Origin of the sequence: Aquabacter sediminis, from assembly GCF_028863665.1 — a bacterium.
Taxonomy (GTDB): domain Bacteria; phylum Pseudomonadota; class Alphaproteobacteria; order Rhizobiales; family Xanthobacteraceae; genus L1I39.
Genome location: NZ_JARBFX010000014.1, coordinates 79015 through 92464 on the forward strand (window position 1 = coordinate 79015; position 13450 = coordinate 92464).

Consider the following 13450-nt stretch of genomic DNA (forward strand, 5'->3'; position numbering starts at 1 on the left):
TGTGTCACGCCGCTCCGGCACGCCGGGGCGGGTGGGATACAGACCTTCCAGAACAAGGCCATAGCCGCCATGCCCCGCCGCTACGTGACGCTCGATGTCTTCACCTCGCGCCCTCTCGGCGGAAATCCGCTGGCGGTGGTGCTGGATGCGGCGGGGCTCGATGACGCGGCCATGCAGCACATCACCCGGGAGTTCAATCTCTCGGAGACGGTGTTCGTGTTCCCGCCGCGCGACCCGTCCCGGCAGGCCCGCATCCGCATCTTCACCACCGCCCATGAACTGCCCTTTGCCGGGCACCCCACGGTGGGATCGGCGGTGCTGCTGGCGCTGGAGAACAAGCTGGCCAAGGGGCAGTTCCAGATCGAGGAGCAGATCGGCCCGGTGCGCTGCGAGGTGACCACCGAAGGGCCGGGCTCGCGCCGTGGCGCGGCCACCTTCGTGGTGCCGCGCAAGGCGACGCTCGAAGAGGCGGACATCTCCCGCAAGGCTTGCGCGGACGCGCTGAACCTCGCCGTCTCCGACATCGGCTTCGATGCCCACCGCCCTTTGGTGGCCTCGGCGGGGGTGCCGTTCCTGTTCGTGCCGGTGCTGAACCTGACCGCGCTCGCCCGCGCCCGGCCGGACGAAGCCGCCTTCATCCGCTCGCTCGGCTCATATGGCGAGGCGCTCTATCTCTACACCCCAGATGAAGAGGGGGACGCCGACTTCCGCACCCGCATGTTCTCTCCAGGCCTCGGCATCGAGGAGGATCCGGCCACCGGCGCAGCCGTCGCCGCCTTTCCCGCCGTGCTCATGGACGCGGAAGCCCGGGTGGATGGCCATCACAAGGTGCGCATTGACCAGGGCTTCGAGATGGGGCGCCCCAGCCGCATCAATCTCGGCTTCACCGTGAAGGCCGGCGAAGTGACGGAAGCCACCATCGGCGGCAGCGCGGTGGTGATCGCCGAAGGGGTTCTGCATCTTTGACCCGTGGAATCCGTGGCAGGAAAGTCGCACGCGGAACCGTGATCCTGGCATTGGCCGTGGGGTCCCTTGGATAGGAAGGGAGCCTTCCTATCTGTTGTGCATCGCACCATCCACGCCCGCGCCATTCGTGCGCGCAGCACCGGAAAGGCTGAACCGATGAGCGCTTCCACGCCCTCTCTCTTCGACCCCTATCGCCTCGGCGACATCTCGCTGTCCAACCGCATCGTCATGGCCCCGCTCACCCGCAATCGCGCGGGCGCGGGCCTTGTCCCCACCGATTTGACCGCGCGTTATTATGCCCAGCGGGCCACCGCCGGCCTTCTCATCTCTGAAGGCTCGCAGGTCTCTCGCCAGGGCCAGGGCTATCAGGACACGCCCGGCATCTATTCGCCCGAGCAGGTCGCCGCCTGGCGGAAGGTGACGGACGCCGTCCATGCGGAAGGCGGGCGCATCTTCATCCAACTCTGGCATGTGGGCCGGGTCTCGCACGTGGACTTGCAGGAGGGCGGCGCCGCCCCGGTGGGCCCCTCCGACCTTATCGCCAACACCAAGACGTATGTGAATAACGGCTTTGCCGCCACCTCCGCGCCCCGCGCACTGGCGGTCTCCGAACTGCCCGGCATTGCGGATGACTTCCGCCGCGCCGCCGCCAATGCGGCGGCCGCCGGCTTTGACGGCGTGGAGATCCACGGCGCCAATGGCTATCTCATCGACCAGTTCCTGCGCGATGGCGCCAACAATCGCACCGACGCCTATGGCGGCTCCATCGAGAATCGCCTGCGCTTCCCGCTGGAGATCATCGACGCGGTGGCCGGCGAGATCGGCGCCAACCGCACCGGCATCCGCCTCTCCCCGGTAACGCCGGCCAATGACCTCACCGATTCCGATCCCCAGCCGCTCTTCAACCGGCTGCTGGAGGAGATCGAGGCGCGCAAGCTGGTCTATGTGCATGTGATCGAGGGCGCCACCGGCGGCCCGCGCGACGTGAACCCCAGCTTCTCGTTCGAGGAACTGCACGAGCGCTATTCCGGCACCTGGATGGTGAACAATGGCTACGACCTCGCCATGGCGCGGGACGTGGTCGCCTCCGGCAAGGCGGACCTGGTGGCCTTCGGCCGGCCCTTCATCTCCAATCCCGACCTGGTGGAGCGCCTGCGCCGGGACGCGCCGCTCAACGAGCTGAAGCGCGAGACGTTGTACGGGGGCGGCGCGGAAGGCTATGTGGACTATCCCACCCTCGACGCCGCCTGACGGAGACGCCTTTCCATGATCGTGCCGCCCGGCCGCGCTCCCGCCCGCATCGTCCAAGTGAACCGGCTCGACGTTCGCGTCGAGCCGGGCGCCGTCTGGCACGAGGCGGAGGCGCACCGGGCGGAGATCGATGCCAATTTCGCCGCCCGGGTGGCGGCCAATCCCTATCTGTGGAACGGCCGGGTCCTGGTGCTGCGGCGCTTTACCCTCGAAGACGGCGTGCTCACGGGCACCTGCATCGAGGTGGACTATGCCTCCTTCACCTGGTGGCGCGACCAGGATTGGCCGGACCTGGGCGCCTGGAACATCTTCGCCTTGCCGGCGCTGGAAGGCGCCGACGGTGTGTTCGTCATGGCCGAGATGGGCGCCCACACGGTGAATGCCGGCCGCGTCTTCTTTCCCGGCGGCACGCCGGACCTGTCCGACATCACGCCGGACGGCAGCGTCGACCTCTACGGCTCGGTGCTGCGGGAAATGGAGGAGGAGGCCGGGCTCTCCGAGGACGGCGTCCGGCAGTCCGGCACCTGGGACGTGGTGCTTGACGGCCCTTATATGTGCCTCATGCGGCGCATGGTCTTTCCGCAGACCGGCGCCGCCTTGGCGGAGCGCATTTCCGCCGTCACGGCCACTCAGAAAAAGCCGGAGCTGGCGCGCCTGTATCTGGCGGCGGGACCGGACGATCTCGGGCCGGAAGTCATGTCCTTTGCCGCTGACTATCTTGCCTGGCGATTTGCCGAGCGCGCCTGAGGCTTGCCGCCCGCGGGCAAGTTGCGCCCTTGTGCTTGTGCGGGATCGCCAATTCGGCTAATGAGCCAGCAAGAGCAGTTGAACCCAAGCGAGCCGCAGTCCCGTGTCGTCCATCTCGACGATCATTGCTGGTGACGCCTCCCGCACCCAGGTGGTGGCGGGCAACGCTCTTTCTTTGCGCGCGCTCCTTCTTCTCCTTAGCCGCCCCTGAGCGCCGGCCGGGCGAACACGCCTGGGCACTCAGGGGATCGAGAAGCCGACCAAAGCGCCATCGCCCGCTCTTCTGACATGCGGGCCAGAATTTCCCGGAAGGACGCCGCCATGACCACCGAACAGACCGCCGCTCGCGTATCCGAGCGCGACCGCGTCATCATTTTCGACACCACCCTGCGCGACGGCGAACAGTGCCCCGGCGCGTCCATGACCTTCGAGGAGAAGCTGCAGGTCGCGGAATTGCTGGACGACATGGGCGTCGACGTCATCGAAGCCGGCTTCCCCATCGCCTCCGTGGGCGATTTCGAATCGGTGGCCGAGATCGCCCGCCGCTCCAAGCGCGCGGTGATCGCCGGCCTGTCGCGCGCGGCGCTGAACGACATCGACCGCTGCGCCGAGGCGGTGAAACATGCCAAGCGCGGGCGCATCCATACCTTCCTGTCCACCTCTCCCGTGCACATGAAGTACAAGCTGCAGAAGCAGCCCCATGAAGTGCTGGAGATGATCGTCGCCTCGGTGACGCGCGCCCGCAACCATGTGGAGGATGTGGAATGGTCGTCCGAGGACGGCACGCGCACCGAGATCGACTTCCTGTGCCGCTGCGTGGAAGCCGCTATCAAGGCGGGCGCCACCACCATCAACATTCCCGACACGGTGGGCTACACCACGCCGGCCGAGTATGAGGCCCTGTTCCGCACCGTGCGCGAGCGGGTGCCCAATTCCGACAAGGCGGTCTTCTCGGTCCATTGCCACAATGACCTGGGCATGGCTGTGGCCAATTCGCTGGCTGGCGTTGCCGGCGGCGCCCGGCAGATCGAATGCACCATCAACGGCATTGGCGAGCGAGCGGGCAATGCGGCGCTCGAAGAGATCGTGATGGCCATCAATGTGCGCGCCGACGTGCTGCGCTACGCCACCGGCATCGACGCCACCATGCTGACCCGCGCCTCCAAGCTGGTGTCGGCCGTGACCTCCTTCCCGGTGCAGTACAACAAGGCCATCGTAGGCCGGAATGCCTTCGCCCATGAAAGCGGCATCCACCAGGACGGCATGCTGAAGCACACCCAGACCTATGAGATCATGACGCCGGAAAGCGTCGGCGTCTCCAAGACCTCGCTGGTCATGGGCAAGCATTCGGGCCGCGCCGCCTTCCGCGACAAGCTGAAGACCCTGGGCTACGACCTGGGCGAGAATGCCCTGAACGACGCCTTCACCCGCTTCAAGGACCTCGCCGACCGCAAGAAGGTCATCTATGACGAGGACATCGAGGCGCTGGTGGACCAGGGCATCGCCGCCGCCCATGACCGCATCAAGCTGATCTCGTTGTCCGTCATCGCCGGCACGCGCGGGCCGCAGCGGGCGACCATGAAGGTGGAAGTGGACGGGCGGGTCCAGACCGAGGAGGCCGAGGGCAACGGGCCGGTGGATGCCACCTTCAACTGCATCAAGGCCCTGTTCCCCCACACCGCCAAGCTGGAACTCTACCAGGTGCACGCCGTGACCGAGGGCACCGATGCCCAGGCCGAGGTGTCCGTGCGGCTGGAGGAGGAGGGCAAGGTGGTGACCGCCAAGGCGGCCGATCCCGACACCCTGGTGGCCTCCGCCCAGGCCTATATCACCGCGCTCAACAAGCTGATGGTGAAGCGGCACTCGGTGAACCCGCAAGCTGCGGCCGGCTGAGAGGCCAGCCCCCGCGGGCTGGAAAGGTCCCGTCGAAGGCGGCGCGCTCCGCATCCCAAGGGGCGCGTGGATAGGGTGAGGACGAATTGGAAAGGCCGGGCGCTTGCTCGGCCTTTTCTTTTGCCTGTCGCCTGATCTGGGAGGAGCGGCCAAGTTTACTGGCTGCAATGCCGGGCCGCCTGCATAGTCTGTGACGAAAGTATGGCTCCCTTGCTATCTCGGTCTATTGCCTAAGAATAAGGCGCTGACCTGTCGCAGACTGTTCGCAATAGCCATGTTGCATTGCAGCATAATGGACGCTTTCACCTCCGTAATGCCCTAGAGGCACGCATTTCACTTGACGAAAGGGAGCGGTACATTCTTCAAGGGAGCTGGAGCGGGCCGATAAAGCATAATGGCCGCGCAGAGGGTTCAAGGAGGTTCACGATGAAGCTGAAGCTCGCCGCATTGGCTCTGGCCACGGTGTTCGGCCTTTCGGTGGCCGGCGCCAAGGCCGACACCTATCCCAGCCGGGCCGTCACTGTCGTGGTCCCGTTCGCGGCCGGCGGCCCCACCGACACGGTGGCGCGCCTGGTGGCTGAATCCATGTCCAAGACGCTCGGCCAGCAGGTGATCGTGGAGAATGTGGGCGGCGCTGGCGGCACGCGCGGTGCCGGCCAGGTGGCCAAGGCCGCTCCCGATGGCTACACCCTGCTCATCCACCATATCGGCATGGCGACGGCCCCCAGCCTCTATCGCAAGCTGCCGTTCAATGTGATCACCGACTTCGAGGATGCCGGCCTCATCACCGCCGTGCCCATGACCGTGATCGGCAAGCCCACCCTTGAGCCCAAGAACGTGGTCGAGCTGATCGACTTCGTGCGCAAGAACAAGGAAAAGGTCACCTACGGCAATGCGGGCGTCGGCTCGGCCTCGCACCTGTGCGGCATGCTGTTCATGTCCAAGGTGGGCGCGCAGATGACCACCGTTCCCTATCAGGGCACGGGCCCGGCCATGAACGACCTGGTGGGCGGCCAGATCGACCTGATGTGCGACCAGACCACCAATACCACTGGCCAGATCAAGGGCGGCAAGGTGAAGGCCTATGCGGTCACCACCAAGGACCGCGTCAAGTCGCTGCCCGACCTGCCCACGCTCCAGGAGAGCGGCCTGAAGGACTTCGAGGTCGCCATCTGGCACGGCCTCTATGCGCCCAAGGGCACCCCCAAGGAGGTGGTCGACAAGCTGAATGCGGCGCTCAATGTGGCGCTGGACGATCCCAAGGTGATCGCCCGATTCGCTGACCTCGGCACCGAGCCGGAGCCCAAGGATCGCCGCAGCCCGGCCTTCCACAAGGAGTTCCTGGCCTCGGAAGTGGCCAAGTGGAAGCCTGTGATCGACGCCGCCGGCGTCTATGCCGACTGACGCTGAAAGGCTGGCGCATTCGTCATTCGGATGCGCCAGCTTGCCGGTCGACGTTATGTCTTGCGTGTAACAAGTTCAGGTTTCGCGCATACGTACTCATCGAGAGATCAGTCGTATTCCGCAACGGCATCCCTTTGGGTACGTCATTATCGGTTGTCTCTCCGTAAGTTTCATTCGACTTTCGGAGCATAGACACTATTTTCGTGCGCCAAGGCGCATCTGTCGCTGCGAATGCCGCAGCGTTTCGCGTCCATGGCCATGAAGAGCTATTTTTACGGCGGGAGGAGCGTTGATGAGTTTTATCCGCAGTCCTAAGGACGTGCTGGCAGGATTGCTATTCCTGGCCTTTGCCGGCCTCTTTGCGTGGCAGACCGGCGATCTGCCCATGGGAACGTCGGTCCGCATGGGGCCCGGCTACTTTCCCCTCGTCCTGTCCGGCCTGATGGGTCTGCTGGGCCTGATCGTGCTGATCAACGGCCTGCGCTTCCACGGCGAGGCGCCCAGCAACATCGCGTGGCGTGGCCTGATCATCCTCACCGTCGCCACTGTTTTCTTCGGCTTCGCGATGCGTCCCCTGGGCTTCCTGCCGACGCTCGCCATCACCGTCTTCCTGTGCGCCACGGCGAGCCGGAAGTTCCATGTCGTCACCGCCCTCATCATCACCGCGGTGATGACCGTGTTCTGCTGGGGCGTGTTCATTGTGGGCCTCGGCCTGCCGCTGCAATTGCTCGGGCCCTGGCTCGGCGGATACTGAGGGCGCGCCCGTGGAACTCTTTCAAAACCTAGAGCTCGGCTTCTCCGTCGCGCTGTCCTTCCAGAACCTGCTCTACTGCTTCGTCGGCGTGTTGCTGGGCACGCTGATCGGCGTGCTGCCGGGCCTCGGCCCGCTGGCGACCATCGCCATGTTGCTGCCCATCACGTTCGGCCTGCCGCCGGTCTCGGCCCTGATCATGCTCGCCGGCATCTATTACGGCGCGCAATATGGCGGATCGACGACCGCCATCCTCATCAATCTGCCCGGTGAATCCTCATCAGTGGTGACGGCGCTGGACGGCTATCAGATGGCCCGCCAGGGCCGTGCTGGCGCGGCGCTCGCCACGGCGGCGCTGGGCTCCTTCTTCGCGGGCTCGGTGGCCACCTTCCTCCTGGCCCTGTTCGCGCCCCCGCTGGCCGACCTCGCCTTGAAATTCGGCCCGCCCGAATACTTCTCGCTGATGGTGCTCGGCCTCGTCGCCTCGGTGACGCTGGCCTCCGGCTCCATCGTGAAGGCGCTGGCCATGATCGTGCTGGGCCTGTTGCTCGGCCTGTCCGGCCAGGACATCTATACCGGGACGCCCCGCTTCACCTTCGAGATTTCGGAACTGGCGGATGGGTTCGACTTCGTGGCTCTGGCCATGGGCATGTTCGGCATTGGTGAGATCATCCGGAACCTGGAGGACGAGCACCAGCGCAGCCTGGTGGCCGCCAAGGTGAAGGGCCTCATGCTCACCATGAAGGACTTCAAGAACATTATCGGTCCTGTCCTGCGCGGCACGGCGCTTGGCTCCATCCTCGGCATTCTGCCGGGCGGCGGCGCCATGCTGTCCTCCTTCGCGTCCTACTCGCTGGAAAAGAAGATCTCGAAGAACCCCCGCGAGTTCGGCAAGGGCGCCATCCAGGGCGTGGCGGGTCCCGAGTCGGCCAACAATGCCGGCGCTCAGACCTCCTTCATCCCCATGCTCACCCTGGGCATCCCCTCCAACCCGGTGATGGCGCTCATGATCGGCGCGCTCATCATCCAGGGCATCACGCCCGGTCCCAACGTGGTCACCGACAAGCCGGACCTCTTCTGGGGCGTCATCGCCTCCATGTGGATCGGCAACTTCATGCTGGTGCTGCTCAACCTGCCGCTGATCGGCATCTGGGTGCGCCTGCTGACGGTGCCGTACCACATCCTGTTCCCGGCGATCATGGCCTTCTGCTGCATTGGCGTGTACTCGGTGAACAATAACACGTTCGACGTGTACACCATGGCCATGTTCGGCGTGCTCGGCTACGTGCTGGTCAAGCTGGACTGCGAGCCGGCGCCCCTGCTGCTGGGCTTCGTCATCGGGCCGATGCTGGAGGAATATCTGCGGCGCGCCATGCTGATCTCCCGCGGCGACCCGATGGTGTTCCTCACCCGGCCCATCTCGGCGGCCCTGCTCATCGCTGCGGTTGCCGCCTTGGTGGTGGTGCTGCTGCCTTCGGTCAGCAAGTCCCGCGAGGAAGCCTTCAAGGAGTGAGTCTCCTTTTGGACCGCGCGCCTGTCCCGCACCTCCCGTGGGCGGGCAGGGGCCTCCAGGTTTTCCACAACGCAATGCGGCCCCCCACAAGGGGCCGCATTTTTTTATGGCGGAGCGCTGGACACCCAGGGGGGTGTTTGCTACACGACGGCTCCCGACGCGGTCACGGCCAGTCGGCGGGCGCATAGCTCAGTTGGTAGAGCAGCTGACTCTTAATCAGCGGGTCCTAGGTTCGAGCCCTAGTGCGCCCACCAAAAATCCCCAAAGATTTCGGTGGTTTAAGACGGTGAAGACGAGTGCCTCTGGGCACCCGCGGCCGTCTTTGGTCCTGGCCTCGAAAGACCGGACCTCGTCCCTCCCATCCGTCAGCCGGACCCATTGAGTCCAGGCACATGGCGCCGCGATTGCGCCACCGGGCCTCCGCGCTGCGTTTTGCCTCCCGCCGGGAGCATCTGCGCTGGCGGGAAAGTCTCGCCATCGGTGGCCTCGCACCGCCGCTCCCCGCCGATTCCCATAGAACTTTGGCGAAAGCCCATAGGCTGCAAGCCTGGAGGCCCTCCCGGTCGAGCGTTAGCTTGGGCATGAATTGGGGCGCCGGTTGAGCCGGCATGTCTGGACCTTCGTGCGTGCGGCCGCCCTGTGTGGGCGCGCGGCGCCTGCGGCCAAGCTTTGTGGTCCGCCTGAGCGCAGGTGCGCGTAAGGGGGGCGCCGAGCGGTCCGCGCGGAGGTGGGCCGGGCCGATGTGCGTCCGCCACGGACCATGAGGGGCAGCATGATGCGAAAGAGGACCTCTGTAACCTGCCTCGGCCTCGCCGCGGCCGTCGCGGCCATCCTGGCGGGAGGGCCCATAGCCTCAGCCTGCAGCCTCATCCTCTGGAACAGCAATGACAAGGCCGTGGTGGCCGGGCGCACCATGGACCTGTTCATAGATGACGAGCCGCGTCTGGTGTTCCTGCCGCGTGGCATTGCCCGTGCTGGCGTGCCGTCCGGCAAGGCCGTGCAATGGACCTCCAAATATGCGAGCGCGGTGATCACCGCCTTCGACCAAGGCACCAGCGACGGCTTGAACGAAGCCGGCCTTAGTGCCCACCTGCTCTATCTCCACGACAGCGAATACGAGCCGGAAGACGCCCGTCCCGGCCTGTTGAATCTGCTCTGGCCGCAATATGTGCTCGATAATTTCGCCACCGTGGCGGACGCTCTGGCGGCGCTGAAAGACGTGCGGATTGTTTCGGGCAAGGTCCTCGGGCAGGACTGGCCGCTGCACTTGGCCCTATCGGATGCGACGGGCGACAGCGCCGTTATCGAGTTCGTGGATGGCAAGGCGGTCGTGCACCATGGCAAGCACGTCACCGTCATGACCAACGAGCCGCCGCTGGATGAGCAATTGGCGAACCTGAAGCGCTACAAGCTGTTCGGGGGCGACCTGCCCATGCCCGGCGATATCGACCCCATGAGCCGCTTCGTGCGCGCCTCGTCCTATCTCAAGACGCTGCCGCCGCCCGACGACGAGGAGGAAGCCATCGGCCATCTGGCCGGGGTGGTGCGCAACGTGGCCGTGCCGTTCGGGGCGCAGGACACGTCCGGTGGCGATTCCACGGATGCCTGGCCCACCCGCTGGGCCTCCATCGCCGACCATACCAACAAGGTCTATTACGTCCTGCCCGTGAACAGCCCCAACGTGTTCTGGGTGGACTTCTCGCAATTGAAGCCGGACGGCACGGACATACTGGCCGTCACGCTCACGGAGGCGGGCCTGAGCGGGGATGTCTCGGCGAGGCTAAAACCGTTCGGCACCATCGCGACGGCCTTTCCGCCGACCCGCTGAGGTCGCGCGCACGCTCAAGAGAAGCCGGACATCCCGCCTCAGGTCGCCGCCTCAGGTGGCCGGCTCGGTCGTCTCCGGCGCGCCGGTGGGCGGGTGGCCGAAGCGGCGGGTGTAGGCGAGGGAGAAATTGCTGGCATGGGCATAGCCCAGCCGGTGGGCCACCTGCTTGACGCTGAGGTCGCCCGTGCTCAGCCACTGACGGGCGAGGTCGAGCCGCCAGCGCACCAGGCATTGCAGGGGGGAAGCGCCGAACACGTCGCGGAACACCTCGTTCAGCCGCCGCTGCGAAAGCCCCACCTGGGCGGCCACCTCCTCGATGCGGGGGGGATGGGCCGGGTCGGCCATCAGGATCTCCCGGGCCGCCAGCGCCAGGCGTCGCGCCCGCCCGCTTGGCGCGGGTGCCGCGTCCTCGCAGAAGGCGGACAGGTATTCCGCCAGCATCTCGAACGCCTTGCCCTCCAGGTAGAGGGTCTCCATGCCGCCCCGGTAGGGATTTCGGGCGATCTGCTCGGCAATGGTGCGCATGGCCGCGGTGGGCGCGGCGGAGGCGATGAAAGGGTCGAAAGTGCCATCGAGGAACGCCGCGATGGTGCGGCTCGGCCGCTGGCCCTGGAGCATCTCCTCCAGCCGTGCGGGTGTCACCGCCATGCCGGAGGTCACATGGTGGCCCGGCCCGTAGTGGAAGGTGCTCGACGGGTCGCGCAGCATGGCGAAATGGCTGCTGGCGGGCAAGATCGCCCCTTCCATGCCGCCATCATGGACATAGAGGTTGCGCCCACAAAAGTTCAGCGCCAGCCACAGATAAGGCTCGCCGGTGAGCACCTCATAGGTCAGGTTCACCGGCGCGCGGACGCGGGCCTCGAAGGTGTAGACCTCCAGTCCGGGCCGCAGGGAGAATTGCGGATAGCTCACCTGCACCACGCTGTCCGGCAGACCGGGCGCGTGGGAGGGCAGGTCCAGGCTGTCAAAGCCGTTGGGCAGCATCCAACGACTGTCGGAGGCGATGCCCATCATCGCCGCGCCAGGGACCTCGGATGTGTCCGCCACGGCCGCCCCCGCGTTCCAGATGAGCTTCACCTTAGCACAAGCCCCCGTTGGCTGCGTGCGCATTCGCTGTGCAGCAGAGACCGCCCGGACACGGTCCCGCTGCCATTGGGTCGCCATGCAACGCGGCCTATAGTCGTTCCAGACAAGCGCAGGCGGAGGCGATGATGGACGGCAGCAGCATCCAGGCCCGGGTGGGCGAAGTGACCGAGCGGATCGCGCGCCGGAGCGCCAGCGGGCGCGCGCGCTATCTCGACCGCATCGCAGCCGCCGCCCTCCAGGCCCCCGCGCGCCGACGCCTGGGCTGCGCCAACCAGGCCCACGGCTTTGCCGCCTGCGGCCCCCACGACAAGGCCGAACTGCGGGCGGGGGAGGGGCCGAACCTCGCCATCGTCACCGCCTATAACGACATGCTTTCCGCCCACGAGCCCTATGAGCGCTTCCCCACCCTCATCCGCAATGCCGCGCGGGAGGCCGGGGGCACCGCCCAGGTGGCGGGCGGCGTGCCGGCCATGTGCGACGGCATCACCCAGGGCGAGGCGGGGATGGAGCTCTCCCTCTTCTCCCGCGATGTGATCGCCCTTTCCACGGCGGTCGCGCTTTCGCACCAGACCTTCGATGCGGCGGTGTATCTCGGCATCTGCGACAAGATCGTGCCCGGCCTTGTCATCGGCGCGCTCTCCTTCGGCCATCTGCCGGCAGTCTTCCTGCCGAGCGGCCCCATGACGTCGGGCCTCCCGAATGACGAGAAGTCCAAGATCCGCCAGCTCTTCGCGGAAGGGCGCATCGGGCGGGACGAACTGCTGGAAGCCGAGGCGCGCTCCTATCACGGGCCGGGCACCTGCACTTTCTACGGCACCGCCAACACCAACCAGATGATGATGGAGATCATGGGCCTGCATCTGCCCGGCGCCTCCTTCGTCACCCCCAACACGCCGCTGCGCGACGCGCTGACCCGCGAGGGCGTGCACCGGGCGCTGGCCCATACGGCGCTCGGCAACCAGTACAAGCCCATCGGCCGCATGCTGAACGAGAAGGCGTTCGTGAATGCGGTGGTGGGCCTGCACGCCACGGGCGGCTCCACCAACCACACGCTCCATCTGGTCGCCATGGCGGCGGCGGCGGGGCTGACCCTGACCTGGGACGATTTCTCGGACCTCGCCGAAGTGGTGCCCCTGCTGACCCGCATCTATCCCAACGGCAAGGCGGACGTGAACCATTTCCACGCCGCCGGCGGCATGGGCTTCGTGATCCGCGAACTGCTCTCGCAGGGCCTGCTGCATGCGGACGTGGAGACCGTCTGGGGCACGGGCCTTGATGGCTATGCGGTGGAGCCCGGCCTTGATGCGGACGCCCAGCTCACCTGGCGCCCGGCGGCGGACGCCACCGGTGACGAGGCGGTGCTGCGGCCGGTGGCGAACCCCTTCCAGCCCACGGGCGGCCTGCGGGTGCTCACCGGCAATCTGGGGCGCGCGGTGGTGAAGACGTCTGCGGTCGCCCCCGAGCGCCATGTGATCGAGGCGCCCGCCCGCGTGTTCCATTCCCAGGAGGCGTTCCAGCAGGCCTTCAAGGCCGGCAGCCTGACGGGGGATTTCGTGGCGGTGATCCGCTTCCAGGGCCCGAGCGCCAATGGCATGCCGGAATTGCATAAGCTGATGCCACCTTTGGGCGTGCTCCAGGACCGGGGCCAGAAGGTGGCCCTCGTCACCGACGGGCGGCTGTCGGGCGCTTCCGGAAAGGTCCTCTCCGCCATTCATGTGACGCCCGAGGCTGTGCATGGTGGCGCCATCGCCAAGATCGAGGATGGCGATATGGTGCGGGTGGATGGGGTCGCCGGCACGCTCTGCGTGCTGGTGGACGAGGTGGAACTGGCCCGCCGCCTGCCGGCGCAGGCGGACCTGTCCGCCTCCCACGAGGGGGTCGGCCGCGACCTGTTCGGCGCCTTCCGGGGGGCGGTGGGCGCAGCGGATCACGGGGCGTCCATTTTCGGCGGCGCGAACGTCCAGGCGGCTTAAGGGGGCGAGGCGGCGCCGCCTTCAGGGGCCGCGCCGCC

General features: G+C 66.6%; 10 protein-coding genes and 1 tRNA gene. 10 read left to right on the plus strand and 1 reads right to left on the minus strand.

Going from position 1 to position 13450, the window contains the following annotated elements:
- Positions 1 to 69: 69 nt before the first annotated feature.
- The 9 genes from PV781_RS21590 to PV781_RS21630 all read left to right on the plus strand — a co-directional run bounded on the left by PV781_RS21590 (position 70) and on the right by PV781_RS21630 (position 10353).
- Positions 70 to 966, plus strand: a complete 897-nt coding sequence (locus tag PV781_RS21590; RefSeq protein WP_274777690.1) for a PhzF family phenazine biosynthesis protein — start codon at positions 70 to 72, stop codon at positions 964 to 966.
- Between the two features lie 156 nt (positions 967 to 1122).
- The gene (locus tag PV781_RS21595) at positions 1123 to 2217 is read left to right on the plus strand and encodes an alkene reductase (RefSeq protein WP_274777691.1); all 1095 of its coding nucleotides are present in this window, start codon (positions 1123 to 1125) and stop codon (positions 2215 to 2217) included.
- Between the two features lie 15 nt (positions 2218 to 2232).
- The gene (locus PV781_RS21600; RefSeq protein WP_274777692.1) at positions 2233 to 2964 is read left to right on the plus strand and encodes an NUDIX hydrolase; all 732 of its coding nucleotides are present in this window, start codon (positions 2233 to 2235) and stop codon (positions 2962 to 2964) included.
- Positions 2965 to 3285: 321 nt separating this feature from the next.
- Entirely contained in the window at positions 3286 to 4857 is a 1572-nt protein-coding gene (locus tag PV781_RS21605) for a 2-isopropylmalate synthase (RefSeq protein WP_274777693.1), read from the plus strand.
- A 426-nt stretch (positions 4858 to 5283) separates the two neighbouring features.
- Positions 5284 to 6261: a tripartite tricarboxylate transporter substrate binding protein BugD gene (locus tag PV781_RS21610; protein WP_274777694.1), complete on the plus strand. Its 978-nt coding sequence runs from the start codon at positions 5284 to 5286 to the stop codon at positions 6259 to 6261.
- A 292-nt stretch (positions 6262 to 6553) separates the two neighbouring features.
- On the plus strand, positions 6554 to 7015 hold the full coding sequence (locus PV781_RS21615) for a tripartite tricarboxylate transporter TctB family protein (protein ID WP_274777695.1): 462 nt from the start codon (positions 6554 to 6556) through the stop codon (positions 7013 to 7015).
- A gap of 10 nt (positions 7016 to 7025) precedes the next feature.
- Positions 7026 to 8525 carry a tripartite tricarboxylate transporter permease gene (locus PV781_RS21620; protein WP_274777696.1) on the plus strand — a complete coding sequence of 500 codons (1500 nt, stop codon included), beginning with the start codon at positions 7026 to 7028 and terminating at the stop codon, positions 8523 to 8525.
- Positions 8526 to 8703: 178 nt separating this feature from the next.
- Positions 8704 to 8779, plus strand: a tRNA-Lys gene (locus PV781_RS21625).
- Between the two features lie 518 nt (positions 8780 to 9297).
- Entirely contained in the window at positions 9298 to 10353 is a 1056-nt protein-coding gene (locus PV781_RS21630) for a linear amide C-N hydrolase (protein WP_274777697.1), read from the plus strand.
- 51 nt (positions 10354 to 10404) lie between these two features.
- Here the strand turns inward: PV781_RS21630 and PV781_RS21635 are convergent, their stop codons facing one another.
- The gene (locus PV781_RS21635; protein ID WP_274777698.1) at positions 10405 to 11400 is read right to left on the minus strand and encodes a helix-turn-helix transcriptional regulator; all 996 of its coding nucleotides are present in this window, start codon (positions 11398 to 11400) and stop codon (positions 10405 to 10407) included.
- A 164-nt stretch (positions 11401 to 11564) separates the two neighbouring features.
- Between PV781_RS21635 and edd the strand changes: the two genes are divergently transcribed.
- Positions 11565 to 13412, plus strand: coding sequence for a phosphogluconate dehydratase (gene edd, locus PV781_RS21640; protein ID WP_274777699.1), 1848 nt, complete (start codon positions 11565 to 11567; stop codon positions 13410 to 13412).
- Positions 13413 to 13450 lie beyond the last annotated feature (38 nt).

Excerpts from the sequence above, each read along its gene's own strand:
- PV781_RS21590 (WP_274777690.1), top strand. The coding sequence starts at position 70 with ATGCCCCGCCGCTACGTGACGCTCGATGTCTTCACCTCGCGCCCTCTC.
- PV781_RS21595 (WP_274777691.1), top strand. The coding sequence starts at position 1,123 with ATGAGCGCTTCCACGCCCTCTCTCTTCGACCCCTATCGCCTCGGCGAC.
- PV781_RS21600 (WP_274777692.1), top strand. The coding sequence starts at position 2,233 with ATGATCGTGCCGCCCGGCCGCGCTCCCGCCCGCATCGTCCAAGTGAAC.
- PV781_RS21605 (WP_274777693.1), top strand. The coding sequence starts at position 3,286 with ATGACCACCGAACAGACCGCCGCTCGCGTATCCGAGCGCGACCGCGTC.
- PV781_RS21610 (WP_274777694.1), top strand. The coding sequence starts at position 5,284 with ATGAAGCTGAAGCTCGCCGCATTGGCTCTGGCCACGGTGTTCGGCCTT.
- PV781_RS21615 (WP_274777695.1), top strand. The coding sequence starts at position 6,554 with ATGAGTTTTATCCGCAGTCCTAAGGACGTGCTGGCAGGATTGCTATTC.
- PV781_RS21630 (WP_274777697.1), top strand. The coding sequence starts at position 9,298 with ATGATGCGAAAGAGGACCTCTGTAACCTGCCTCGGCCTCGCCGCGGCC.
- edd (WP_274777699.1), top strand. The coding sequence starts at position 11,565 with ATGGACGGCAGCAGCATCCAGGCCCGGGTGGGCGAAGTGACCGAGCGG.